The 25,230-nt window shown below is 60.9% G+C and carries 24 protein-coding genes and 1 other RNA gene; 5 read left to right on the top strand and 20 right to left on the bottom strand.

Annotation, left to right across the window (positions count from 1 at the left end):
- Window positions 1-34: 34 nt before the first annotated feature.
- The 15 genes from CLU90_RS25250 to gyrA form a co-directional block, all read right to left on the bottom strand.
- A complete protein-coding gene (locus tag CLU90_RS25250; protein WP_100429115.1) occupies window positions 35-718 on the bottom strand; it encodes a ComEA family DNA-binding protein in 684 nt (227 codons plus the stop codon).
- Between the two features lie 166 nt (window positions 719-884).
- The gene (gene rfaE1 / locus CLU90_RS25245) at window positions 885-1,838 is read right to left on the bottom strand and encodes a D-glycero-beta-D-manno-heptose-7-phosphate kinase (protein ID WP_092714956.1); all 954 of its coding nucleotides are present in this window, start codon (window positions 1,836-1,838) and stop codon (window positions 885-887) included.
- Window positions 1,835-3,202, bottom strand: coding sequence for a UDP-glucose dehydrogenase family protein (locus tag CLU90_RS25240; protein WP_092714954.1), 1,368 nt, complete (start codon window positions 3,200-3,202; stop codon window positions 1,835-1,837). The genes rfaE1 and CLU90_RS25240 overlap by 4 nt, the downstream gene beginning before the upstream one ends.
- Before the next feature lie 78 nt (window positions 3,203-3,280).
- Window positions 3,281-4,456, bottom strand: a complete 1,176-nt coding sequence (gene lapB / locus CLU90_RS25235) for a lipopolysaccharide assembly protein LapB (protein ID WP_092714952.1) — start codon at window positions 4,454-4,456, stop codon at window positions 3,281-3,283.
- A 46-nt stretch (window positions 4,457-4,502) separates the two neighbouring features.
- The gene (locus tag CLU90_RS25230; protein WP_034751796.1) at window positions 4,503-4,805 is read right to left on the bottom strand and encodes a LapA family protein; all 303 of its coding nucleotides are present in this window, start codon (window positions 4,803-4,805) and stop codon (window positions 4,503-4,505) included.
- Between the two features lie 240 nt (window positions 4,806-5,045).
- Entirely contained in the window at window positions 5,046-5,351 is a 306-nt protein-coding gene (locus tag CLU90_RS25225) for an integration host factor subunit beta (protein WP_008446215.1), read from the bottom strand.
- A 17-nt stretch (window positions 5,352-5,368) separates the two neighbouring features.
- Window positions 5,369-7,081 carry a 30S ribosomal protein S1 gene (rpsA, locus tag CLU90_RS25220; protein ID WP_071650172.1) on the bottom strand — a complete coding sequence of 571 codons (1,713 nt, stop codon included), beginning with the start codon at window positions 7,079-7,081 and terminating at the stop codon, window positions 5,369-5,371.
- Between the two features lie 118 nt (window positions 7,082-7,199).
- Window positions 7,200-7,868 carry a (d)CMP kinase gene (gene cmk / locus CLU90_RS25215; RefSeq protein WP_046682679.1) on the bottom strand — a complete coding sequence of 223 codons (669 nt, stop codon included), beginning with the start codon at window positions 7,866-7,868 and terminating at the stop codon, window positions 7,200-7,202.
- Between the two features lie 121 nt (window positions 7,869-7,989).
- Window positions 7,990-9,345 carry a 3-phosphoshikimate 1-carboxyvinyltransferase gene (aroA, locus tag CLU90_RS25210; protein WP_100429114.1) on the bottom strand — a complete coding sequence of 452 codons (1,356 nt, stop codon included), beginning with the start codon at window positions 9,343-9,345 and terminating at the stop codon, window positions 7,990-7,992.
- A gap of 18 nt (window positions 9,346-9,363) precedes the next feature.
- Complete coding sequence (locus CLU90_RS25205; RefSeq protein WP_100429113.1) at window positions 9,364-10,272, bottom strand: prephenate dehydrogenase; 909 nt, start codon at window positions 10,270-10,272, stop codon at window positions 9,364-9,366.
- Between the two features lie 4 nt (window positions 10,273-10,276).
- Complete coding sequence (gene hisC, locus CLU90_RS25200) at window positions 10,277-11,383, bottom strand: histidinol-phosphate transaminase (RefSeq protein ID WP_100429112.1); 1,107 nt, start codon at window positions 11,381-11,383, stop codon at window positions 10,277-10,279.
- A gap of 91 nt (window positions 11,384-11,474) precedes the next feature.
- The gene (gene pheA / locus CLU90_RS25195; protein ID WP_092715296.1) at window positions 11,475-12,545 is read right to left on the bottom strand and encodes a prephenate dehydratase; all 1,071 of its coding nucleotides are present in this window, start codon (window positions 12,543-12,545) and stop codon (window positions 11,475-11,477) included.
- Between the two features lie 82 nt (window positions 12,546-12,627).
- A complete protein-coding gene (serC, locus tag CLU90_RS25190) occupies window positions 12,628-13,719 on the bottom strand; it encodes a 3-phosphoserine/phosphohydroxythreonine transaminase (RefSeq protein WP_092714943.1) in 1,092 nt (363 codons plus the stop codon).
- Window positions 13,720-13,743: 24 nt separating this feature from the next.
- Window positions 13,744-14,328: a DUF2059 domain-containing protein gene (locus tag CLU90_RS25185; RefSeq protein ID WP_157808899.1), complete on the bottom strand. Its 585-nt coding sequence runs from the start codon at window positions 14,326-14,328 to the stop codon at window positions 13,744-13,746.
- Window positions 14,329-14,480: 152 nt separating this feature from the next.
- Window positions 14,481-17,165, bottom strand: a complete 2,685-nt coding sequence (gene gyrA / locus CLU90_RS25180) for a DNA gyrase subunit A (protein ID WP_092714939.1) — start codon at window positions 17,163-17,165, stop codon at window positions 14,481-14,483.
- Window positions 17,166-17,820: 655 nt separating this feature from the next.
- Here gyrA and ompA point away from each other — a divergent pair.
- From ompA to ssrA, 4 genes are all read left to right on the top strand, one after another.
- The gene (ompA, locus tag CLU90_RS25175) at window positions 17,821-18,531 is read left to right on the top strand and encodes an outer membrane protein OmpA (RefSeq protein WP_046682685.1); all 711 of its coding nucleotides are present in this window, start codon (window positions 17,821-17,823) and stop codon (window positions 18,529-18,531) included.
- Window positions 18,532-18,658: 127 nt separating this feature from the next.
- Window positions 18,659-19,354 (top strand): bifunctional 2-polyprenyl-6-hydroxyphenol methylase/3-demethylubiquinol 3-O-methyltransferase UbiG, encoded by a 696-nt coding sequence (ubiG, locus tag CLU90_RS25170; protein ID WP_092714937.1) that lies wholly within the window; start codon window positions 18,659-18,661, stop codon window positions 19,352-19,354.
- 68 nt (window positions 19,355-19,422) lie between these two features.
- Complete coding sequence (locus CLU90_RS25165; RefSeq protein WP_100429566.1) at window positions 19,423-20,127, top strand: HAD family hydrolase; 705 nt, start codon at window positions 19,423-19,425, stop codon at window positions 20,125-20,127.
- A 266-nt stretch (window positions 20,128-20,393) separates the two neighbouring features.
- Window positions 20,394-20,754, top strand: a transfer-messenger RNA (tmRNA) gene (ssrA, locus tag CLU90_RS25160).
- 286 nt (window positions 20,755-21,040) lie between these two features.
- Here ssrA and CLU90_RS25155 read toward each other — a convergent pair.
- Window positions 21,041-21,418, bottom strand: coding sequence for a response regulator (locus CLU90_RS25155; protein ID WP_070219393.1), 378 nt, complete (start codon window positions 21,416-21,418; stop codon window positions 21,041-21,043).
- A gap of 295 nt (window positions 21,419-21,713) precedes the next feature.
- Here CLU90_RS25155 and CLU90_RS29505 point away from each other — a divergent pair, with 295 nt between their 5' ends.
- Window positions 21,714-21,956 (top strand): hypothetical protein, encoded by a 243-nt coding sequence (locus tag CLU90_RS29505; protein ID WP_139143671.1) that lies wholly within the window; start codon window positions 21,714-21,716, stop codon window positions 21,954-21,956.
- 535 nt (window positions 21,957-22,491) lie between these two features.
- On the opposite strand, the gene CLU90_RS25150 is transcribed toward CLU90_RS29505, so the two are convergent.
- The 4 genes from CLU90_RS25150 to CLU90_RS25135 form a co-directional block, all read right to left on the bottom strand.
- Window positions 22,492-23,130, bottom strand: a complete 639-nt coding sequence (locus CLU90_RS25150; protein ID WP_100429111.1) for an SOS response-associated peptidase — start codon at window positions 23,128-23,130, stop codon at window positions 22,492-22,494.
- Between the two features lie 10 nt (window positions 23,131-23,140).
- Complete coding sequence (locus tag CLU90_RS25145) at window positions 23,141-23,467, bottom strand: hypothetical protein (RefSeq protein ID WP_100429110.1); 327 nt, start codon at window positions 23,465-23,467, stop codon at window positions 23,141-23,143.
- A 516-nt stretch (window positions 23,468-23,983) separates the two neighbouring features.
- Window positions 23,984-24,199: a hypothetical protein gene (locus CLU90_RS25140; protein WP_100429109.1), complete on the bottom strand. Its 216-nt coding sequence runs from the start codon at window positions 24,197-24,199 to the stop codon at window positions 23,984-23,986.
- Window positions 24,196-25,200, bottom strand: coding sequence for a phage portal protein (locus tag CLU90_RS25135; RefSeq protein ID WP_100429564.1), 1,005 nt, complete (start codon window positions 25,198-25,200; stop codon window positions 24,196-24,198). The genes CLU90_RS25140 and CLU90_RS25135 overlap by 4 nt, the downstream gene beginning before the upstream one ends.
- Window positions 25,201-25,230 lie beyond the last annotated feature (30 nt).

Raw genomic sequence — 25,230 nt, 5'->3', positions numbered from 1 at the left:
GCACCACCACGCAACACGCCTTACAGCAACACGCTTATTTTTTCTCGGCTTCCGCCTTCTTCGCATCGGCGGCAGCCAGTTTTGCTTCCTTCTTCGCAGCGGCGGCGGCAGCCTTCGCTTCTTTCTTGGCGGCGGCAGCTTCCTTCTTCGCTTCAGCGGCTGACTTCACAGGCGTGGCGCCATCGGCTGCGGCGGCTGGAGCCGCAGGAGCGGCAGCCTTGGCGGCGGCAGCTTCTTTCTTGGCTGCAGCAGCAGCGGCCTTGGCTTCTTTCTTCGCAGCAGCAGCTTCTTTCTTCGTTTCAGCGGCTGTCTTGGCTGGCGCCGCAGCGGTGTCGGTCGCAGCAGCTGGCTTCGGTGCGGCTTCTTTCGCTGCAACTTCCTTCACAGCAGCTTCCTTTTTTGCCGGGGCGGCTTTCGCTGCCGGAGCGGGCGCCGCTGGCGCGCCGGACTTGGCCTGGCCATTCACTTGCAAGCCCGCTTCCGACAGTTTCACGGAGCTTTTCGGACCGATGCCCTTCACGCGGGTTTCGAAATCGGCCCAATCCTTGAAGGCGCCGCCCTTGGCGCGTTCATCGATGATGGCTTTCGATGTGACGGGGCCGATGCCCTTGACGCTGTCGAGTGCCGCCTGGTCCGCCTTGTTGACGTCGACCTGGGCAAAGGCAAAGCCCATCGTCGCGATCAGGGTGGCGATGGCCAGCAGTATTTTTTTGAACATGGATATCTCTCCGTGATGTGGTTTCAAGATGACTCGAACGCAAGGGAAGAGCAGCGCCTTAACGGCTTTAACGGCTGTGGCGTGATACGGTTGACAAGACGGGACAGCGGAAGGAGGGGAAGACCTGCGCCAGATCAAACGGACCGGCGCAGGTAGTAGCGCGTAGTTACTGCGGGAACAGCTCGTCGCGGGTGACGGTGGCCGTGCCCAGCTTGCCGACGACGATGCCGCCGGCGCGGTTGGCCGTGCGCACGGCGTCGCCCAGGCCCATGCCGGCGCCCAGCATGGCCGCCATGGTGGCGATCACCGTGTCGCCGGCGCCCGAGACGTCGAACACTTCGCGCGCATCGGTCGGCATGTGCACCACCTCATCGGCCGTGTACAAGCTCATGCCCTCTTCCGAGCGCGTCAGCAGCAAGGCGTCCAGGCCCAGTTGCGCGCGCATCTGCTGCGCGCGTTCCGTCAATTGCTCTTCCGTGCTCCAGTTGCCGATCACGCGACGCAGTTCCGATTTATTCGGAGTGAGCACTGACGCTCCCGTATAGCGGCTGAAATCATCGCCTTTCGGGTCGACCATGACGATCTTGCCGGCGGCGCGGGCCGCCTTGATCATCTCGGCCACGTTCACCAGGCTGCCCTTGGCGTAGTCCGACAGGATCACCACATCGTAGTGCGGCAGCAGCGCATTGAATTGCGCCAGCTTGTCGCGCAAGACCGTATCGCTGGGCGCATCTTCGAAGTCGATGCGCAGCATCTGCTGCTGGCGACCGATCACGCGCAGCTTGATGATGGTGGAAATGGCCGCATCGCGCTGCAGATAGCTGTGGATGCCGCCGCCCTCGAGCAGCCGCTCGACCTGGCTGCCGGCCTCGTCGTCGCCGACCACGCCCAGCAAGCTCGTCTTCGCTCCCAGCGCGGCCGCATTGCGCGCCACGTTGGCCGCGCCGCCCAGGCGCTCTTCGCGCTTCTCGATGCGCACGATGGGCACGGGCGCCTCCGGCGAAATACGGCTGACGTCGCCGAACCAGTAGCGGTCCAGCATCACATCGCCCACCACCAGCAGGCGTACCTGGGCCAACGCGGCCGGCGCCGTCAAGGCGACCACCTCCTGGGCGCTCATGCGCGCGTCAGGATCGAGCGACCGATCCCGTGGTATTCGATGCCGTTCTCGGCCATGACGGCCGGCTCGAAGAGGTTGCGCCCGTCAAAGATCACGGCCTGCTTCAGGCGCGCCTTGACCTGCTCGAAGTCGGGACTGCGGAAGGCTTTCCATTCGGTCACGATGACGAGTGCGTCGGCGTCCTGCAGCGCATCCTTCGAGCTGTCGGCAAAGCGCACCTTGGCCAATTGCTCCGGCGTCAAGTCCAGTTGCAACACGCGGCGCGCTTCGGTCATGGCGACGGGGTCGTACACGGCCACGGTGGCGCCGCGCGCCAGCAAGTCGGCCAGCAGCACGCGGGCCGACGCTTCGCGCATGTCGTCCGTATTCGGCTTGAAGGCCAGGCCCCATACGGCGAAATGCCGGCCCGTCAGGTCTTCGCCGAAGCGAGTGACCACTTTGCGGCCCAGCACCTGCTTCTGCTGGTCGTTGACGGCTTCGACGGCGCGCAGGATCAGCAATTCCTGGCCGTAGCCGCGCGCCGTGCGCTCGAGCGCCTGCACGTCTTTCGGGAAGCAGGAACCGCCATAGCCGCAGCCGGCGTACAGGAAGCTGTGGCCGATGCGCGGGTCGGAACCGATGCCGTGGCGCACGGCTTCGATGTCGACGCCCACCTTGTCGGCCAGGTTCGCCAGTTCATTCATGAACGAGATGCGCGTGGCCAGCATGGCGTTGGCCGCATATTTCGTGAATTCGGCCGAACGCACGTCCATCCAGTAAGTGCGCTCGTGATTGCGGTTGAACGGCGCGTACAGGCTTTTCAGCAACTCGCGCGCGCGTTCGCCTTCTGGCGTGGCGTCGACGCCGATGACGATGCGGTCCGGGCGCATGAAGTCTTCGACGGCCGCGCCTTCCTTGAGGAATTCCGGGTTCGACGCCACCGAGAACGTGGCGGTCACGCCGCGCGCGTCCAGTTCGCCCTGGATGGCGGCGCGCACTTTTTCGGCCGTGCCGACGGGCACGGTCGACTTGTCGACGATGACCTTGAAGTCCGTCATGTACTTGCCGATGCCGCGCGCGGCGGCCAGCACGTATTGCAGGTCGGCCGAACCGTCTTCGTCGGGCGGCGTGCCGACGGCGATGAATTGCATCACGCCGTGCGCGGCGGCTGCCTCGACGTCGGTGGAAAAGGTCATGCGGCCGGCGGCGCGGTTGCGCGCCACGACTTCTTCCAGGCCCGGCTCATGGATGGGAATGCCGCCGCTGTTGAGCAGTGCTACCTTCTGTGCGTCCAGGTCGAGGCAAAAAACGTCGTTGCCCAGCTCCGCCAGGCAGGCGCCGGTCACGAGGCCGACATAGCCCGTGCCGATAATGGTGATTTTCATGGTTGTGCCGTGTTTCTTAGATATGGATGGTACATACAAGTACACGCCACGTTGCGCGGGGCAAGGTGGCGTGTACGGTTAATTCATGACGTTGAGTTCTTCGGTGCGACGTGGAGGATATGTCTCCCACTTGTTGCAGCCAGGGCAGTGCCAGTAGAACTGGCGCGCCTTGAAGCCGCAGTGGCTGCACTGGTAGCGGGCCAGCTTCTGCGTGTAGCCGTGCACGAGGTTTTTCACCATCGACAGCTCCGACCAGATGGCGGCCGGCGCATCCATCATGCGCGCCTCCAGCAGTTTGTCGAGGCCCAGCAGGGTCGGCGTGCGGCGCAGCTCGGCGCTGACCAGCTGCTTGGCCGCTTCCACGCCGTCGAGTTCGATGACGGCCTTGAAGACGACTTCGATCAGGTCGATCGACGACGCTTCTTCCAGGTAGGAGCGCAGGAGGTTGACGCCTTCCTGTGGACGGCCCAGCTTGGTGTAGCCATCCATCAGGCGCTGCGCCACCAGGGCCACGTGTGGCACGCTTTGCTGCTCCACGCGGCGCCAGGTGGTCAGCGCGCCTTCCACGTCGCCGCGCGCCAGCAGCACGTCGCCCGTCAGGATGGTGGCGCGCACGCTCTTGCGGTCCGTCTGCAGGGCTTTTTCCAGCAGCGGCATGGCGTCGTCCGGCTTCATGTGCACGAGGGCGTCATGCGCCAGTTCGCAATAGAACTGGGCGATTTCCTTCTGGCGCGCGCCGGCGCCCGACTCCTGCAAGCCCACGGCCGCTTCGATGGCGCGTGGCCACTCCTTTTCGCGCTGGTAGATTTCCAGCAGCGCGCGGCGCGACTGGGCCGCATATTGCGTATCGACCAGGCTGTTGAATGTTTCTTCGGCGCGGTCCAGCAAGCCCGCCTTCAGGTAATCCATGCCCAGCTCATAGGCGGCATGGCCCTGCTGTTCCAGCGGCAAGTCCGGGCGCGCCAGCAAGTTCTGGTGCACGCGGATGGCGCGCTCCGTCTCGCCGCGGCGGCGGAACAGGTTGCCCAGCGCAAAGTGCATATCGGCCGATTCCGGGTCCAGCTTGACGACTTCGATGAAGGCGTCGATGGCCTTGTCGTGCTGCTCGTTGAGGAGGAAATTCAAGCCCTTGAAATAATTGCGCGGCAGGCTGCGCGATTCGGACACCAGTTGATGAATGTCCACACGCGCGGCGATCCAGCCCAGCGCGAAAAACACCGGGATACCCAAGAGCCACCAGAGTTCAAATTCCATGCGATTGTTTTTATTCGAGTAAGAGAGATAGGAGCGACGGCGCCGCTTATTGCGCACTCACGCTGTCCGGTTGCGGCTGGACATTGCTGGCCACGCCAACGGTCTGCAGCGCGGCAATGGTGGTTTTTTGCTTGGTCGCTTCGCGGCGGTGACGGAACACGGTCGGCGTCAGGGCCAGTACGCCCAGGCTGGCGCCGGCGACAAAAAAGCCCAGCAGCATCAGGACCAGGGGACCGCGAATTTCATAATTGAGGAAAACATGCAGGTCGACAACCTGCGCATTCTTCAGCGCAAAACTGAAGAACAGGACGAAAAGAACACAGCCAACGATGGTGGAGATGATTTTCATCGATAGGTCCAGAAAGAACAAAAAAATGCCGGTGCCACATGGCACAAACGTAGAGTGCTGATCAAACCGTAGCGAGCGGCAGTGATTTGTGGCCGAGAAGCGCAACCGTACTGAAGTACGGTGAGCATCGCCGGCCGCAAAGCGCGCCGCGCAGTAGGTTTGAGCAGTGCTCTACAGCATATTAACAAAAAAAAGCGGCATCCAAGGACGCCGCTTTCTATGTCGCCTTCCAGCAGACGATTAATCCTCGATAATCGGTTGCCCGACCATCGCGTCCACGCGCTCGCGCAACTGTTTGCCCGGTTTGAAGTGGGGCACCCGTTTTTCGGGAACCATCACCTTGTCGCCGGATTTCGGGTTGCGGCCGATGCGCGGGGGCCTGCTGTTCAGGGCAAAACTGCCAAAACCGCGGATCTCGATACGCTGACCGGTCGCCAGGGCGTTGGTCATCGCATCGAGAATGGTCTTGACGGCATACTCCGCATCTTTCGCCACCAGCTGAGAATAACGCTCAGCGAGGCGGTTGATCAGCTCGGACTTTGTCATCTGCCGTATCCGCAGTCTTAGTTCTTGTTATCGAACTTAGCTTTCAACAAGGCGCCCAGGCTGGTGGTGCCCGAAGCTGCGTTGTTGTCGGTAGCTGCCATCTTCTGCATGGCTTCCTGGGTTTCAACGTTGTCTTTCGCTTTGATCGACAGTTGGATACCACGGGCTTTGCGGTCGATGTTCAGCACCATTGCTTCAACGGTGTCGCCGACTTTCAGGTGCGTACCAGCATCTTCAACGCGGTCGCGCGAGATTTCGGAAGCGCGCAGGTAGCCTTCAACTTCTTCGGACAGTTGGATCACGGCGCCTTTAGGCTCAACCGATTTAACGGTACCGGTTACCAGCGAGCCTTTGTCGTTCATGGCTGCGAAGTTGTTGAATGGGTCACCTTCCAGTTGCTTGACGCCCAGGGAAACGCGCTCGCGCTCAACGTCGATGGCCAGAACGATGGCTTCCAGTTCGTCACCTTTCTTGAAGCGACGCACGGCTTCTTCGCCGGTTTCGGTCCAGGACAGGTCGGACAGGTGCACCAGACCGTCGATGTTGCCGGCCAGGCCGATGAACACGCCGAAGTCGGTGATCGATTTGATCGCGCCGCGGACTTTATCGCCCTTCTTGTGGGTCACGCCAAAGTCATCCCATGGGTTGGCTTTGCACTGTTTCATACCCAGCGAGATACGACGACGCTCTTCGTCGATTTCCAGAACCATCACTTCTACTTCGTCGCCCAGTTGGACAACTTTGTTAGGAGCAACGTTTTTGTTCGTCCAGTCCATTTCGGAAACGTGTACCAGACCTTCGATACCCTGTTCCACTTCAACGAACGCGCCGTAGTCGGTCAGGTTCGTTACTTTACCGAACAGACGGGTGCTTTGTGGGTAACGACGGGACAGACCGGTCCAAGGATCGTCGCCCAGTTGTTTCACGCCCAGCGAAACACGGTTTTTCTCTTGATCGTATTTCAGGACTTTGGCGGTGATTTCCTGGCCAACCGTCAGTACTTCCGACGGGTGACGTACACGGCGCCATGCCAGGTCGGTGATGTGCAGCAGGCCATCGATACCGCCCAGATCCACGAACGCGCCGTAGTCGGTGATATTTTTGACGACGCCGGTCACGACCGTGCCTTCTTTCAGCGTTTCCATCAGTTTCTGACGCTCTTCGCCCATCGAAGCTTCGATGACGGCGCGGCGGGACAGAACCACGTTGTTACGCTTGCGATCCAGCTTGATCACTTTGAATTCGAGGGTTTTGCCTTCGAATGGGGTGGTGTCTTTGACAGGACGGGTATCAACCAGCGAGCCCGGCAGGAATGCGCGGATGCCGTTGGTCAACACGGTCAGACCGCCTTTGACTTTACCATTGACGGTACCGACGACGATTTCGCCCGATTCCATCGCTTTTTCCAGAGCCAGCCACGAAGCCAGACGCTTGGCTTTATCGCGCGACAGGATGGTATCGCCGAAACCGTTTTCCAGCGATTCGATCGCCACGGAAACGAAGTCACCAACTTTGACTTCCAGTTCGCCGTGGTCGTTCTTGAATTCTTCGACAGGGATGAATGCTTCGGATTTGAGGCCAGCGTTCACGATCACGAAATTGTGGTCGAGGCGCACGACTTCAGCGGAAATAACTTCGCCGGAGCGCATATCTTGACGCGACAACGATTCCTCGAAGAGCGCAGCAAAACTTTCCATACCGGTAGATTCGTTAGTTGTAACAGTAGACATAGGGTTCACACAGGTTATCCAGCAGAGATCGCACGATGCGACTTAAACTGGGTTAGGTTTTTGACACACCCGGACAGGCCAGGAGCCGTCAACGGGCACCACATAGCACAACAACACGCTATTTTGCTGCAGCTGCATACCATTTCAACACGGTTTCAACGGCAACATCTGCCGTCATTTCCGACGTATCGAGGACATGCGCCCCTTCCGCGGGGACCAGCGGCGCAATCGCACGGTGAGTATCACGTTCGTCCCGCGCCTGCAAATCCATCAGAAGGTCTTCCATATTAGCAGAAAAACCCTTGTCTATCAATTGCTTGTAGCGCCGTTGCGCGCGCGCCTCGACGCTGGCCGTCAGGAACACCTTCAACTGGGCGTGCGGGAAGATCACCGTGCCCATGTCGCGCCCGTCGGCCACCAGGCCAGGCGTCTTGCGAAAGCCCAGCTGCAAGCTGACCAGCGCCTGGCGCACCGTTGGCAACACGGCAATCTTCGACGCCGTATTGCCCACTTCTTCGGCACGGATCTGCTCGGTGACGTTTTCCTGCGCCAGCAGGATCTCGCCATTGGCAAAGTGGCAAGGCAAGTGTTCGGCCAGCTTGGCCAGCGCGTGCTCGTCGCGCAGATCCGTGCCGCGGCGCAGCGCGCTCAAGGCCGTCAGGCGGTACAGCGCGCCCGAGTCCAGGTAATGAAAGCCCAGCTTGTCGGCCACGCGGTGCGCCACCGTGCCCTTGCCGGAAGCGGTGGGGCCGTCGATGGCGATGACTGGGATGTGGGAGGTCGGCATTATTTTGTCACTTTAAAAAAACTAAACCCAAAAACAAGAGCTGGGGTCAGACCTGGCGGATCGGAATGCCTTCCATTGGAAGGCATTCCCCCTGCGGGTCTGACCCCAAATTTGCCTTCGGTTAAATAAGACTGTCTTTGGCAATCCCCGCGAACGCGGCGAAATACTCGGGGAAGGTCTTGGCCACGCATTTCGGATCGTTGATGCGCATCTCGTTGCCGCGGCGCGCGGCGCCGTCCAGCGAGGCCAGCGAGAAGCACATGGCCATGCGGTGGTCGTCATACGTGTCGATGGTGGCGGCGGCGATTTCCGCCGGCGGCGTCACGCGCAGGTAGTCGGCGCCCTCTTCCACTTCGGCACCGAGTTTGCGCAATTCCGTCGCCATGGCCGTCAGGCGGTCCGTTTCCTTCACCCGCCAGCTGGCGATATTGCGCAAAGTGCTGGTGCCATCCGCGTACAGGGCGGCGACGGCGATCGTCATGGCCGCGTCGGGAATGTGATTGAAATCCATGTCGACGGCCGTCAAGACGCCGTTCGAGCGTGCCTCGATCCAGTTCTCGCCCATGGTGATGGTCGCGCCCATCTGCTGCAAGGCTTCGACGAAGCGCACGTCGCCCTGGATGCTGTCGCGTCCCACGCCTTCCACGCGCACGGGACCGCCGCCGATGGCGCCGGCCGCCAGGAAGTACGAAGCCGACGACGCATCGCCTTCCACGTGGATCGTGCCCGGGCTTTGATATTGCTGGCCCGGCTGCACGGTGAACGACTGCCAGCCGTCATGCTCGACCGTCACGCCGAAACGGCGCATCAGGTTCAGGGTGATCTCGATGTACGGCTTCGAAATCAGCTCGCCCGTGACGTCGATGGTGACCGCATGGTCGCGCGCCATCAGCGGCGCGACCATCAGCAACGCCGTCAGGAACTGGCTCGACACGTTGCCGCGCACGGCGATGCGCTGCGCGTGGATGTGGCCGCGGCGGATGCGCAGCGGCGGGAAGCCCTGCTCGCCCGTGTATTCGATCTGCGTGCCGACGGCGTTCAGCGCGTCGACCAGGTCGCCGATGGGGCGCTCGTGCATGCGCGACACGCCATGCAGGGTGTAGTCGCCGCCGATCACGGCCAGGGCCGCCGTCAGCGGACGGATGGCCGTGCCGGCATTGCCCATGAACAGGTCCGCTTCGTGGTGCGGGAACACGCCGCCGCAGCCTTCCACGTGGTGCACCTGGTGGGCCGTGGCCGGATCGCCCGTCAATTCATCCTGCGTCCACTTGACGCCCAGCGACGTCAAGGCCGTCAGCATGACGAAGGTGTCGTCGGAGGCGAGCAGGTCGATGATCTTCGTCGTGCCCTTGGCCAGCGCGGCCAGCAGCAGCACGCGGTTGGAAATGCTTTTCGAGCCGGGCAGGCGCACCGTGCCCTGGGCGTGCATCACCGGCTTCAGATCGATGTGGTGGGGGTAGTGCTTGGTCTGGGTCATGCTGGAATCCTTGAGTATTTATCGTGTGGGCGCGGCCGGCACTTCCGCCGTTTCAATCGCCTCTATCCATTGCTGCCGCGCGTGCTGGGCGTTCGCATACACGCCCTCGATGGCGGCGCCGTCGTTCGCGGCCAGGTGGGCACGCAAGGTCGTCAACTGCGCCAGGTAGGCGTCCAGTTCGTGCAGCAGCGCCGGCTGGTTGGCCAGGCTGATGTCGCGCCACATTTCCGGCGATGAGCCGGCGATGCGCGTAAAGTCGCGAAAGCCGCTGGCCGCGTATTGGAACAGCAGGCCCGCGTGCGCTTTGTTGGCGATGTCGTCGACCAGCGCAAAGGCCAGCAGATGCGGCAGATGGCTGACGGCGGCAAACACCTTGTCATGTTCTTCGGGGCTCAATGTATGCAGGATGGCGCCGCAGGCGCGCCAGGCGGCCGCCACCCGCTCCACGTCGTCCGCGGCGTTTTCCGCCAGCGGCGTGAGCACCACTTTCTTGCCTTGATACAGGTCGATGATGGCGGCGTCGGGACCGTTCGTCTCGCGCCCCGCGATCGGGTGGCCCGGCACGAATTGTCCGACTTTTCCGCCGAGCGCCGCGCGCGCGGCCGCCACCACGTCGCTTTTCGTGCTGCCCGCATCGGTGACGACAGTAGCAGGCTGCAGGTGCGGCGCGATGGATGCCAGGATGGCGCCCGTTTGCGCCACGGGCGCGGCCAGCAGCACCAGGTCGGCGCCATGCAAGGCATCGGCCATGTCGCCGCCGATCTCGTCGATGATGCCCAGTTCGAGCGCGCGCGCCATCGACGCCGGCGAACGGCCCATGCCGACCACCTTGGTCACCGCGCCCGCGTGTTTCAGGGCGCGCGCGAACGAGCCCCCGATCAGGCCCACGCCGAAGATGACGATTTTTTTCAGTGCAGGCGTCGTCATAGCGTCAGGCCAGCGCTTTCGTCAGCGCGGCGATGAAGATGGCGTTTTCCTGCGGCAGGCCGATGGAAATGCGCAGCCATTGCGGCAAGCCATAGCTGCCCACGGGACGCACGATGACGCCCTGTTTCAGCAGCGCCAGGTTCACGCGCGCGCCAGCTTCATCGTCATCGCCCACCTTGACCAGCACGAAATTGCCGTGCGATGGCACGTATTCCAGGCCCAGCTGCGCAAACGCTTGCGTGAACTGCTGGTAGCCGGCCGCGTTGTTGCGCGCGCTTTGCTCGAGGAAGGCCTTGTCGTTCAAGGCGGCAATTGCGGCGGCCTGCGCCAGCGAGTTGACGTTGAATGGCTGGCGGATGCGGTTCATCAAGTCCGTCAGCGCCGGCTGGGCGATGGCGAAACCGATGCGCAGGCCGGCCAGGCCGTAGGCCTTCGACAGGGTGCGCGACACCACCAGGTTCGGATACTGGCGCACCCACGCCGTCGACTCGTACTGGTCGTCGGCCGACAGGAATTCGTTGTAGGCCTCGTCCAGCACGACGACGACGTGCGCCGGCACTTTTTGCAGGAACGCTTCCAGCTGCGCGGCCGTCAGGAAGGTGCCGGTCGGGTTGTTCGGATTGGCGATGAAGACCAGACGCGTGTCGTCGGCGATCGCCGCCGCCATGGCATCGAGGTCATGGCCGTAGGCTTGCGCCGCCACGACGATGTGGCGCGCGCCCAGGCCTTGCGTGGCCAGCGCGTACACGGCGAACGAATACTGCGAGTAGACGACGGATTGGCCATGCTGCACGAACGCGTGCGCGGCGATTTCCAGGATGTCGTTGCTGCCGTTGCCCAGGGTGATCCAGTCGGCCGGCACGTCGTAGCGCTTCGACAGCACGGCTTTCAGGTCGAAGCCATTGGCGTCCGGATAGCGGCCCAGGTCATCGATGGCGGCGATCATCGCCTGCTTCGCCGATTCCGGCATGCCGTACGGATTTTCATTCGACGCCAGCTTGACGATGGCTGCCTCGTCGAGGCCGAATTCGCGCGCGACTTCCGCGATCGGCTTGCCGCTCTGGTAAGGGGCGATGGCGCGGACGTATTCTGGACCGATATTTTTAGACATGGTGTTCTTTAAAAGTTGGTGAATGATTGGTGAACCCCCAAAGCAATGACTGGGGTCGGACCCTGAGGGTCCGACCCCGGCCTTTACCGGGTTACAAACTGACCGGATACGACCCCAGCACCTTGAAAAACGCCGCATTGCTCTGCAGCTCGGCCAGCGCCTGGGCGACGGCGGCGTCGTGCACGTGGCCCTCCACGTCGACGTAGAAATAATACTCCCAGCTGCCCATGCGCGCCGGGCGCGACTCGAAGCGCGTCATCGACACGCCGTGCTTGGCCAGGGGCGCCAGCAACTGGTACACGGCGCCCGCCTTGTTCGGCACGGCCAGCACCAGCGAGGTCTGGTCCTTGCCCGACGGCGCCGTCTGCAAGGTACCCACGACGGCAAAGCGCGTGCGGTTGTGCGGGTCGTCCTGGATATGGCCCTTGACCACGCCCAGCTTGTACTGCGCGCCGGCCAGTTCGCTGGCAATCGCCGCCACCGTGCCATCTTCGCCGGCCATGCGGGCCGCCTCGGCGTTCGAGGCCACGGCGTGGCGGGCGACGTTCGGATAATGCTGGTTCAGCCACACCTGGCACTGCGCCAGCGCCTGCGAATGGGCGCAGATGGACGTGACGCCATCCATGTTGCCGCTCTTCGTCATCAGGCTGTGGTGCACGGCAATGGCCACCTCGCCGCTGATGATGAGGCTGGTCTGCAGCATCATGTCCAGAGTGCGGTTGACGGCGCCTTCCGAGGAATTTTCGATCGGCACGACGCCGAAGTCCGCCGTGCCCGCTTCGGCGGCACGGAACACTTCATCGATGGACGCACACGGCAAGCCTTCGACGGCGCTGCCGAACTGCTGGTACACGGCCTGCTCGCTGAAGGTGCCGGCCGGGCCCAGATACGCCACGGTCACCCTTTTTTCCAGCGAGCGGCAGGACGACATGATTTCGCGGAAGATCGTCTGCACTTCGCGGTCGCCCATGGGGCCGGGATTGCGCTCGGCCACGCCGCGCAGCACCTGCGCTTCGCGCTCGGGACGGAACACGGGCGCCTGCGTCTCGGCCTTCACGTGGCCCACCTGCTGGGCGATTTGCGCGCGGCGGTTCAGCAGTTCGAGGATTTGCGCGTCGATGGCATCGATCTGTTCGCGCAGCGGTTTCAATTTATCGGTCATGGTGGTTTGTTTCGTCAGCTGTACTTCAATCATGGCCGCACGGCCTGCGCCGGCGGCGGGCCGGCGCGGTCGTCTAGGCGACTCAGCGTCCGGCAAACTCGTTCAGATAATTCACTAAGGCTTGCACGCCCTCGATCGGCATCGCGTTATAGATCGATGCACGCATGCCGCCGACGGACTTGTGGCCCTTCAGCTGCAGCAGGCCGCGCTGCTTGGCGCCGGCCAGGAATGCGTCGTTCAGACTTTCATCGCGCAGGTAGAACGGGATGGTCATGCGCGAGCGGTATGCGGGCTCGACCCGGTTCTGGTAGAAGTCGTCCGCATCGAGCGCCGCGTACAGCAGCGCCGCTTTCTCAATATTACGCTGTTCCATGGCTGCCACGCCACCCTGGCGTTTGAGCCACTGGAAAACCAGGCCGGCGATATAGATGCCGTAGGTGGGCGGCGTGTTGTACATCGACTCATGTTCGGCCACGATGGTCCAGTCGAAAGCCGACGGGCAGATCGGCAGCGCCTTGCCCAGCAAGTCTTCGCGCACGATGACGAGGGTCAGGCCGGCCGGGCCGATATTTTTCTGTGCGCCGCCGAAGATCACGCCGTATTGCGACACGTCGATCACGCGCGACAGGATGTGCGAGGACATGTCGGCCACGATGGTGGTGCCTGCCGGCACGTTCGGCGCCTGCTGGAATTCCACGCCGTCGATGGTTTCATTGGTGCAGATGTGCAGGTAGGCGGCGCCCGGCGTCAGCTTCCATTCGGAGACGGGCGGCACGCCAGTGAAACGTGCGGCCTTGGACGAGGCGGCCACGTTGACGTTGGCATACTTGGCCGCTTCCTGGATCGACTTGCCGGACCACGAACCCGTGTGCACGAAGTCGACGGTGGCCGGCTGCTGCGCCGCCAGGCCCGCCAGGTTCATGGGGATGATGGCGTTCTCGCCCAGGCCGCCGCCCTGCAGGAACAGGATCTTGTAATTCTCGGGCACGGCCAGCAGCTCGCGCAGGTCGGTCACGGCCTGCTTGTAGATGGAGATGAATTCGGGACCACGGTGGCTCATTTCCATCACCGACATGCCGCTGCCATGCCAGTCCTGCATCTCGGCAGCCGCTTGCGCCAGCACTTCCTTGGGCAGGACGGCCGGGCCGGCGGAAAAATTATAGATGTGAGTCACGATACGGTCCTTGGAAAAGTGGAGTTATTGGGGCGACTGCGTGGCCGCCCGCATGACCTGGTCAAGCACGGCATTCACGCGGGGTATCAGCACGCGCTGGCTGATGGCCAGCGATTCGGCGGACAGCTGCGGCATGGTGGACAGCATCTTGCGGCCCAGCGGCGTCTTGTAGAAGGCCGTCAGCTGCTCGACTTCCTGCACCGTGTAAAAGCGCGCATACAGGGGCACCATTTCGGCGGCCAGCTCGTCGATCAGGGTCGGGTCGGCCAGTACCTGCGTCAGGGTGCCGATGGCCAGGGGGATTTCTTCCTCGGCGCTGGCCAGCGCGCGTGCCTTGCGCTGCTCGTCCAGGTTCGGGTTGCCGCTGATTTGCTGCTGCGCCGACTGGCGGATCATGGCGGGCACCGATTGCAGCATCTGGTCGAAGATATTGCGCGTGAGCTGAGGGAACTGCATCGCATCGAGCATGCGCCGCACGGCGACCTTCATGGCGGGGCTGGGCGCCGCCTGGCGGGCGGGCGTGGCTTGCGTGCTCTGGGCCAGGGCCGGCAAGGTCGCAAGAAAGGCCAGCGAAAACGCGGCGAAGAAGGTGGCGACGATTTTTCTCATGGCATGCGGGATGTTGAGTGACTTGTAAATAGACATTGCCGGCGATGCATGTCGGCTTACGCCCGACGGGCTAAGCCGACCTACGAAACGCTGCTGGCGGCGCACATGGCACGCCAATAGCAATTGGGGCTCCCGAAAGAGCCCCAATCATCTTACTCCGGCTGGGCCGGATCTGCCGGATCGGCCGGTTCAGCCGCTGCCGGCGCAGCGGCGGCTTCCGCACCCGCCTCCGTCGTCAGCTCGACTTCGTCGATATCCGTTTCCACGACGCGCTGCAGGCCGGACAGCTTGGTGCCGTCTTCCACGGCGATCAGGGTCACGCCCTGCGTCGCGCGGCCCATCTCGCGGATTTCCGACACGCGGGTGCGGATCAGGACGCCGCCGGTGGTGATCAGCATGATTTCATCGCTGGTATCGACCAGGGTCGCGGCAACCACTTTACCGTTGCGCTCGCTGGTCTGGATGGCGATCATGCCTTTCGTGCCACGGCCATGGCGCGTGTACTCGGTGATCGGCGTACGCTTGCCGTAGCCGTTTTCCGTGGCCGTCAGCACCGACTGCTGCTCGTTCTCGGCCACCAGCAGGGCGATCACGTGCTGGCCTTCTTCCAGGTTCATGCCGCGCACGCCGCGCGCCGTACGGCCCATAGGACGCACGTCGTTTTCGTCGAAGCGCACTGCCTTGCCCGAATCGGAGAACAGCATCACGTCGTGCTGGCCATCGGTCAGCGCCGCGCCGATCAGGAAGTCGCCGTCGTCCAGGTCGACCGCGATGATGCCGGCCTTGCGTGGATTGCTGAAGTCCTTCAGCGGCGTCTTTTTCACGGTGCCCAGGCTGGTCGACATGAAGACATAATGGTCTTCCGGGAACGTGCGGTTCTCGCCCGACAGCGGCAGGATCACGGTGATCTTTTCGTTGTCCTGCAGCGGGAACATGTTGACGATCGGCTTGCCGCGCGAATTGCGCGAGCCTTGCGGCACTTCCCACACCTTCAGCCAGTACATGCGGCCACGGTCCGAGAAGCACAGGATGTAGTCGTGCGTGTTGGCGATGAACAGCTGGTCGATCCAGTCTTCCTCTTTCGTCGCCATCGCCTGCTTGCCGCGGCCGCCGCGCTTCTGCGCGCGGTATTCGGTGATCGGCTGCGCCTTCATGTAGCCGGTGTGCGACAGGGTCACGACCATGTCCTGCGGCGTGATCAGGTCTTCCGTTTCCAGGTCGGTCGCGTTCAGTTCGATCTGCGAGCGGCGCACGTCCTTGTTGCCGACGCCGTATTCGTTCTTCGCCGCCGTCATTTCATCGGTGATGATGATGGTGACGCGTTCCGGCTTGGCCAGGATGTCGAGCAAGTCGGCGATGTGCGCCATGACTTCCTTGTATTCGTTGACGATCTTGTCCTGCTCCAGGCCGGTCAGGCGCTGCAGGCGCATCTGCAGAATTTCCTGTGCCTGGTCGTCCGACAGCTTGTACAGGCCATCGGTCTGCATGCCGTAGTGCTTCGGCAGGTTTTCCGGACGGTAGGCGTCCACGCCGCCCGGCGTCGTGCCGTCGCCCGTACGGGCCAGCATTTCGCGCACGACGGACGAATCCCAGGCCTTGGCCATCAGCTCGACCTTGGCGATCGGCGGCGTCGGCGCGGCCTTGATGATGGCGATGAAGTCATCGATGTTGGCCAGCGCGACAGCCAGGCCTTCGAGCACGTGGCCGCGTTCGCGCGCCTTGCGCAGTTCGAACACGGTGCGGCGCGTGACCACTTCGCGGCGGTGCGACAGGAAGCATTGCAGCATCTGCTTGAGGTTCAGCAGCTTGGGCTGGCCATCGACCAGGGCCACCATGTTCATGCCGAAAGTGTCTTGCAACTGGGTCTGCTTGTACAGATTGTTCAGCACCACTTCCGGCACTTCGCCCCGTTTCAGCTCGATCACCACGCGCATGCCCGACTTGTCGGACTCGTCGCGGATGTCGGAAATGCCGTCGAGCTTCTTGTCGCGCACGTTTTCAGCGATGCGTTCCAGCAAGGATTTCTTGTTGACCTGGAATGGCAGCTCGTCGACGATGATGGCGATGCGGCCGCCATCCTTGCCGTATTCTTCGAAGTGGGTCTTGGCGCGCATGACGACGCGGCCACGGCCCGTGCGGTAGCCGTCGCGCACGCCGGATACGCCATAGATGATGCCGGCCGTCGGGAAGTCCGGCGCCGGGATCAGCTCGATCAATTCGTCGATCGTGCAATCGGGGTTGCGCAGCACGTGCAGCGCGCCGTCGATGACTTCGGTGATGTTGTGTGGCGGAATGTTCGTCGCCATGCCGACGGCAATACCGGACGAGCCATTGATCAGCAGGTTGGGAATACGCGTCGGCAAGACCGTCGGTTCCTTTTCCTTGCCATCGTAGTTGGGCTGGAAGTCGACGGTGTCCTTGTCGATGTCGGCCAGCAGCTCGCTGGCGATCTTGTCCAGGCGGCACTCGGTGTAACGCATCGCCGCGGCGCCATCGCCGTCGACGGAACCGAAGTTGCCCTGACCATCGACGAGCATGTAGCGCAACGAAAAATCCTGCGCCATGCGCACCAGGGTGTCATAGATCGAGGCATCGCCGTGGGGATGGTACTTACCCATGGTTTCGCCGACCACGCGGGCGCACTTGACGTAAGGGCGGTTCCACACGTTATTCATTTCATGCATCGCGAACAAGACGCGGCGGTGCACAGGCTTCAAGCCGTCACGCGCATCGGGCAAGGCGCGACCGACGATCACGCTCATGGCGTAATCGAGGTAGCTCTTGCGCATCTCTTCTTCGAGGGAAATAGGAATTGTTTCTTTTGCGAATTGATCCATTGGCGGTTCGACTGATCTCAGGCTGTGGTTAACTTATCTGTTACGCAATGTATGACGCAATACTGCATATCCTGGGTGGCTGTCGTCGTGGACGCCGCGCCGCGCGCTGCTGGCGGGGCCCGGCTTCCATGTCGCAGAGCGCAAAACAAATCGGCGGGCTGGCGGCACGGCCAGTACGGGTACCGCGGGGGTACGTCCTGGCCATGCAGTGCCGCCGTGGGCATTTGCTCGACGCTCTTGACAGTCAAGCGCACGATTTTAGCATGCGCGCTCAGCTACCTGTACAAATTGGCCATACCAACAAGATTGGCAGTTTGCACCGGGGCCGCGCATGTTGACCTGTCGATAATGCACAATGGCAATACCAGTTCAAGACACCTGCCCTTAAAAGAGGCAAAAAAAGCGATCAAATGTTACAGACGCGTTACAAATGGGCATTTTCGTTGCGCAAAAACAACGCACGGTCTAAAATCGGGCAAGCTTTGATTTAACCACGGTCGTGTGCCCCTGATGCGTGTGGCAAAATGACTGAGAAGTTAATTGCTAGTTTCGCAATCTGAAACGAGCGCATATGGTCTACATGATAAAATCTTGGCACGTAGCACCAGTAGCGCAGTGTTGTTCTGCGGATATCACCCCCCGAAAGGAAAAAAGAATGAATAAATTTGTAACGCTGTTTTTCGCTGCATCCGCAGTGATTGCTGGCTCGGCTTCGGCCCAAACCCCAACCTCCCCACCATTCGCGCCAGTTACCACTGACATCAAAGCACCAAGCCCAAAAAGCGCTTATGTGCAAGATGCTCGCGGCGTCATCGTGCGTGACCCATTCGGTCTGTGCTGGCGTACCGGCTACTGGACACCTGCTGACGCGGTGCCAGGTTGCGACGTGCCACTGTGCGTAGAGCCAGAAACCCTGCAAGACGGCAAATGCGTGGCTCCTCCAGCACCAGTCGTACCTGCTCCAGCACCAGCACCTGTCGTACCAGTGCCAGTCGTCGTTGCTCCTACCTCGGAAAAAGTCAGCTTCGCCGCTGATGCATTCTTCGATTTCGACAAAGCTACGCTGAAGCCAGAAGGCAAAGCCAAGCTGGACGAGCTGGCCGCACAACTGGGTGGCATCAACCTGGAAGTCATCATCGCTGTGGGTCACACCGACTCCGTCGGCACCGATGCTTACAACCAAAAACTGTCGGTACGTCGTGCTGATGCTGTCAAAGCCTACCTGGTCAACAAAGGCGTTGAAAGCAACCGCGTGTACACCGAAGGCAAAGGCGAGAAACAACCTGTTGCTGACAACAAAACTGCCGAAGGCCGTGCGAAAAACCGTCGCGTGGAAATCGAAGTTGTTGGTACCCGCAACAAGTAATAGCTGAGCCCTCTCGACTTGCGCAAGTCATCGCGCAGGTCAAGAACAGCATGAAAAACCCCGCTACGGCGGGGTTTTTTTTCGTCCGTGGCTGCCCGATTGTAAAATTGCCGCTATTATTCGACCTATGAACGCCGACCCTCTCGAAATCCAAAAATTCAGTGAGCTGGCCCACCGCTGGTGGGACCCCACTTCCGAGTTTCGTCCCCTGCACGAAATTAATCCCCTGCGCCTGGAATGGATCAACGCGAAAGTGCCGCTGGCCGGCAAGCGCGTGATCGACATCGGCTGCGGCGGCGGCATCCTGGCCGAATCGATGGCCCGCAAGGGCGCCGACGTGACGGGCATCGACCTGTCCGACAAGGCCTTGAAAGTGGCCGACCTGCACAGCCTGGAATCGGGCGCCAAGGTCCGCTACAAGCTGATCGCCGCCGAAGCCATGGCCGAGGAAGAGCCGGGCCAGTACGACGTCGTGACGTGCATGGAAATGCTCGAGCACGTGCCAGACCCCGCCGCCATCGTCAAGGCTTGCGCCACCTTGGTGAAGCCGGGCGGCCACGTCTTCCTGTCGACCCTGAACCGCAACCCGAAAGCGTACCTGTTCGCCATCCTGGGCGCCGAATACCTGCTGCGTCTGTTGCCGAAAGGCACGCACGACTATGACAAATTCATCACCCCGGCCGAGCTGTCGCAATACCTGCGCAGCGCCGGCCTGGACGTCAACAGCATGCGCGGCATGGGCTACAATCCGCTGACCAAGATTTACTCACTTAATAGCGATACCAGCGTCAATTACCTGGTGGCCTGCACCCGGCCGCTGTAACCATCACGCACAATACAGGGCGGCTGCGGCCGCCATTTTTCATTCTCACTTGACACACTTTGCCCGCCATGATCACTGACCATCTGCCAGCCCCGCGCGCCATTCTGTTCGACCTCGACGGCACCCTGGCCGACACCGCGCCCGACCTGGCGGCGGCCATCAACCTGCTGCGCGCACGCGCCGGCCTGGCACCGACCCCGTATGACATCCTGCGCCCCACGGCCTCGGCCGGCGCGCGCGGCATGATAGGCGCGTCGTATGGGATAGCTCCTGGCGAAAGCGGCTACGAAGCCCTGAAAGACGGCTTCCTGAACAATTACGAAGCGGCCCTGGCCGTGGAAAGCCGCTTGTTCGACGGCATCCCCGCCATGCTGGAAGGCCTGCAAGCTCTGGGCCTGGCCTGGGGCGTGGTCACCAACAAAGCCGCCCGCTTCACCGACCCGCTGGTCGGCCAGATCGGCCTGGGCGCCGCCGGCTGCGTAATCTCGGGCGACACCATGCCGCACCCGAAACCGCACCCCGCCCCCCTGCTGGAAGCGGCCCGCCGCCTGGACCTGGCGCCCGAAGACTGCTGGTACGTAGGCGACGACCTGCGCGACATCCAGGCCGGCCGCGCAGCCGGCATGCGCACGGTCGCCTGCGCCTGGGGCTACTGCGGCCCCGTCGAGCCGCAACATTGGAACGCGGACCATTTGCTTGATACGCCGCAGGCCTTGCTCGAGCTGGTCACCGGGGTGGTGAAGGCGGCGCAGGAGCGGCAGTTGGCGGCTTGATGGCTTACTTCTGAAAACTCACGCACGCTACAAACACCTGTTTCGACCAGCAACAAAAATCCGGGGTCAGACCCGCCGGGTCTGACCCCAGCACTTGCCTGTAGGGTGATACAACTGCCTGTGGAGTGCTTGCGGATGCGCGGCTTGCAGCCTGCCGGCACAAGCCCCTCCAATTCGTCTGGCTCAAGCGATTCGAGGATACCTCGTTCCTTACCGCGAATGCAGCATGCAAGAGTGGGCAGATTGCGCTACAATGAAGGTTCTGTGGGGACGACCTGGTTTCGACGTGGGTTGCAAAGCAGCGCAGGGCATACCGAGGGCGGGCTACCTCGTAAATACAACCTGAAAAAACTTAACTGCAAACGATAACTCGTACGCACTGGCAGCTTAATCGCTGTTAGCTCTAGAACACCTCGTCCCTGGGGTGGGCCGTCAAAAGCTCTAGAGTCATTTACAGGGACTCGTCGTATGCTGGGTTACTTAGCGTCCGACTAAATAATAGGTAACTCGCTTGCCCATAACGTGCACATCCGTGCTGGCTGAGTTAAATTAAATGATAGTGCTAAGTATGTAGAACTGTCTGTGGAGTGCTTGCGGACGCGGGTTCGATTCCCGCCGTCTCCACCACTGAATTCTTTAGAATCAAGTAGTTAGCAAGAAGAAGGCTGCCATTATTTGGGTTGTTTTTGGGCTGTTTTAGCCTGGGAATGACAACAAAATGACAGCCTTTTTTTCTGTGTACACGCCTCGTACCCTGATCTGGCATCGGCACGTTAACAATACCTCACCACGCACATAAGAAACAACGCTCGCCTTCGCTATCCCATGTCAGCGGGGCGGCGAAGTAAGTTCATTCGCTGACTTAGTGAGCAAAGAGTCAATTCGATGTTACCAGGCCAGACGATTCCGACGCTCAAGCGCCGACACTCAACAGTCCGAGTATGTCGTCCAAGTCTGCCGGCTTGACCAAATGATGATCGAAACCCACGGCCTTAGTCTGCATCCGAGTGACGTCATCACTCCACGCAGTAAGGGCAATCATTTTGATGTGCTGGAAGCGAGACGCCTGCCGGAGGGTGGAGGCGACCTCCAAGCCGTTCACACCAGGCATTCCCAAATCAAGGAAGACCACATCAGGGATAAAACTATCGGCCGTCTGCAGTGCCTCGGCGCCGCCATATACCGGGACAGCCTCATGGCCACACATCACAAGAAATTCCGCGACAAGATCGGCGGCATCACGATTGTCATCAACAATCATGATTCGCAAGGGGTAGAGTTGGTTTGCCATACAGCACCTGCCGTTCGTTCTGATGCATCCAAATGTAAGGACACATATTGAGCCGGCAAGTTCAAGGCGGCTGAAATTTTGAACAGTCAGGGGTGAGGACTGAGGATAAGATTGCCTGATTGAGATTATACATAACTTTCAGAAAAACATGCAAAAAATGAAATAATGTCATTGGTTTCCACTGGACCAAAACGCATATTAGTTGCTGACTGTAGTGCGCTTTTCAATTTCAAAAAATGCTCTAAAATACAAATTCGAAATTGACTACCCAACATCTTTCATAGCGGAGGCGTAAATGGGAAATGACCAAAAATTGCAACATGGTGACTATGAGTACCAGATAGTTGCCTACAGGAAAGTGAACGGCATGTATCAGGGCATGGTCCTCTTAACCGCTCATGCAGGGATTCAGTATTCCCCTATTGTTGAAATCCCAACGCCAAGTGTATTTAAATCGGAGCATGCGGCACGGATCGAAGCTTCTGCGTTAGCATGTCAGCTCATAGAAACAGGCGGAGTGGTTGCACTTGTGCCATAAGATGGCAAATCCACTTCCTGGCCGAAGGAGTCTCAACCGACTCTCTAACGTCAGTTTCTCGTGATGTTAGTACTTCTAGATATAAAGCGAGAGATGAAAAAATGAATATTGTTTTTTTATCCCCAGACCCCGCGAACGAACGCAGAATTGACGCTCTTTCCGAGTCGATCGTCAATTCAGCCATCGATATGGAAGAACGATTAGGATCTCTACATGCCATCCTCTACATGCGTCGCCATAACATTGACATGTCCGTGGCGGTAAGGGTGGTTTTAAGGCGCGCCGAAAGGAGAAACAACATAGCTTGGTCAACCTGTGAACCTGGCGGCTTCGCTGATTTTGAGGCCAGATCGAATGTTGCACACTGCACAGCCAGAGCCGTAGTCCAGAGCGGCAATCAAGACTGACATTTGGACACGACCTCTGCTTTTATAGAACTGGCGTGGTGAAATTTGCACTGCGTTGAAGCACAAAGCTGTTAAGCTTTTGTCCGATTGTCTGACCGGCCCCTAGCTCGCAAGCGCCCAGCGCGTGTTCATTTTTTCACACGCGGCGGAAGCGGATCAGCTACAGCTATTAGGCGTTCTGCTGGATACTGCTGGAACAAATCCTCTTGGCTCACAAGGGAACCATCGAGCCAGCCGTGATACTGGTCCGGGTCGAGGATCATCACCATCCGCTTTTCATCGTCCGGCTTGTGGAAACGCTGCATGAGCGGGTGGCCATCGGCGTTTATCGTCAGCATCGAGAACGACAGCAGGAAGTCTTGCGGCCGGAATTCCCATATCCCGGCGATGGCGGCCGGCATGCCATCGGCGCGCTCGATGCGCCAGCGGACCGGCTTCCCTGTTTCGTAGCAGGGTTCAAAGAAATTATCTGCAGGAATAATGCAAAACTGTTTGCGCTTCCATGCATTGCGGAAGGATGGTTTCTGCGCCACGGTTTCGGTGCGGGCGTTGTAGGTCTGGCGCGCCAGCTTCATATCGGCCCAATGGGGCACCATCCCGAAACATGCCGGCGTGACTTCCAGCTCACCGGGCACGTCGTGCGACGCTCGAATGATCGGCGCCATGTAGCCTGGCCAGGCTTCCGGCGGCAGGTCAAATTGAGGGGAACGGACAGCAAAATGCTGTTCGATTTGATCGCTACGGCTGGGGGTATAGTCGGCGCACATGCAAATTATTCTACCTGCCTTCCGGCATTGGCGGCGGCTCCGTCCCGACAAAACACAGCCAGGACTGCGCATAGTCGCAAAATTGCATATCTTTCTTGCTGCGCTCAAACCCTGACAAGACCATGCGCCCGTCCCGATACCAGAGCAAATTCACATCGAAAAGTGTGTCAACGTATTTGCCGCTATCCCCGTAAGTGAAGCGGGCCAGCTTTACCAAACGGTGCAAGCCCTGGTCTGTCGTTTCCACGACTTCCAATGTGCCAGACCGGGCCGAGTGGTAGCGATCATTCAACCTTCGCTTGGGCACCTCCACTCCATCAAGGCGCATCTTTAACATTTTAACAATCATTGTGACACCCAAGTAAAATACTGTACATACATACAGTATATCAAGAGTTCTTGAGGTCGCAATACTTGGCAATGATGCGACGGCGTGAAGATGAATGATCCTCAGAATAGAGACGCCCATACATAGCCCATAACCGTGCCAGGACGCCGCGCAGCGCGAAAACAACACTACCCCCACGTCGCAACACCACCAGCACGAAAAACCGCTCAAAGTGCGTCAAAATGCGTCAAATCGCATGCCCCCTCTTCGCCCCGCCGCGCCAGTCCTCATGCGCCTTCGGCCATGGCGCAAATTTGAGTCAAAAGAGCCCTATATAGCGGGCAGGTGTGGAGGGGGGACAACTGCGCGCGCCGGGCCGAAATGGGACTTTTTCTTGCTTCTGGAGCAACATCATTCGGCGGGACGTGAAAAAGCCGCCTCATGGGCGGCTTGTGCGGTGGCTGGGGCGCTCTGGCGCGGCTGGGCTGTCGCGCCCCTGCCCTGCCAGCTAGCGCGGCGTGTCGGTCATCCTGTGCGACCGGCACGGGTCTTGGCCGCCAGCTCCTTCTCGTAATCGTCGCGGCAGTCCACATCGCAGAACAGCAACGCGGGCGCCAGCGGCTCGTCGCAGTAGTGGCAGCAGCCGTGCGCCACCAGGCCCGGCCGGCGCCGCACGGCGGCAAGGCCGCGCGCCACCTCGGCGAAGATGATCTTGTCGGTATTGTCCACGTGGTCGCTCATTGCGCGCTCTCCTTGCCCAGGCCCAGGTCATACGGGGCGAAGCGCACCACTTCCACGCCGGCCCACTCGTTGATCGCCATGAACTGCGCCTGCAGCGGCACCAGTTCATTGCGCGCGAAGACGCGCGCGGCAGGCTCGACGGCGCCGAAGCCGCCGGCATTGTTCGGCAGGATGCCCATCAGTTGGGGCGGCACGCGGTGCGCGGCCAGCTGGTCGTCGCGCGTGACGCTCTTGATGTTGAAAAACTCGTCCTTGGCGGCCACGTCCGACACCGGCAGAATCTGGATGCCGTCCTTCTTGCCGTTGGGCGCGTACATGAACAGGTTGCGGAAGTTGCCCGGCCCCTTGCTGTCACGCATGGCCTGGCGCAGGTTGTCCACGTCCTGCGTGTTCGCCGCGGCGTCGGTCATGTAGAACACGAAACCGGCGTGCGAGCCGTTCTTGTAGTACTTGCGACGGAACAAAGTAGCCGCCTCGTTGAGCCAGGCCGATTGCAGGGCGCTCAGGTACTGCGGCACGCCATACAGCTCCTGGTTCACGTCCGGCTCCATCACGTGAAACACGCGGCCCTTGTCGAACTGGTGCACGGCCTGGTAGCCGTTCACGAAATAATAGGTATCCAGATCGACGCCGCGCCGCATGTACTTGGCCAGGGCGTGCTGATAGCTTAGCGCCTTGCCGCTGCGGCTGGGCCGGTCTTCCAGGTAGGCATTGCCGAACGTCAGGAAGTCCAGGGCCATGCGCTTGAAGGCGTCGCGTGACAAATACTTGCTGGGAATCAGGGTGGACGCCAGCACGTTGGCCTTGAAGTGGATGGCGCTGCTGTGGTGCACGCCCGCGTTGAAGGACTTGGCCAGGCCCGCCAGGTTGACGGGCGGTTCATACCAGTGGCCGTTCTTCCAGCATTCGAAGCAGTCGAGGATATCGGCGTGCTCGAGCACGGGCGTGGGGTCGCCGAACGAAAACGCCTCGATGCCGGCGGCGGCCGGCGCCGTGGCCATGGCCGCTGTTGATGGTGCGCCCTGGGCCTG

It is taken from the genome of Janthinobacterium sp. 67 (assembly GCF_002797895.1).
Classification (GTDB): Bacteria; Pseudomonadota; Gammaproteobacteria; order Burkholderiales; family Burkholderiaceae_D; genus Janthinobacterium.
The sequence above is the reverse complement of the archived record's forward strand: the minus strand, read 5'-3'. Positions and strand labels throughout refer to the sequence as shown.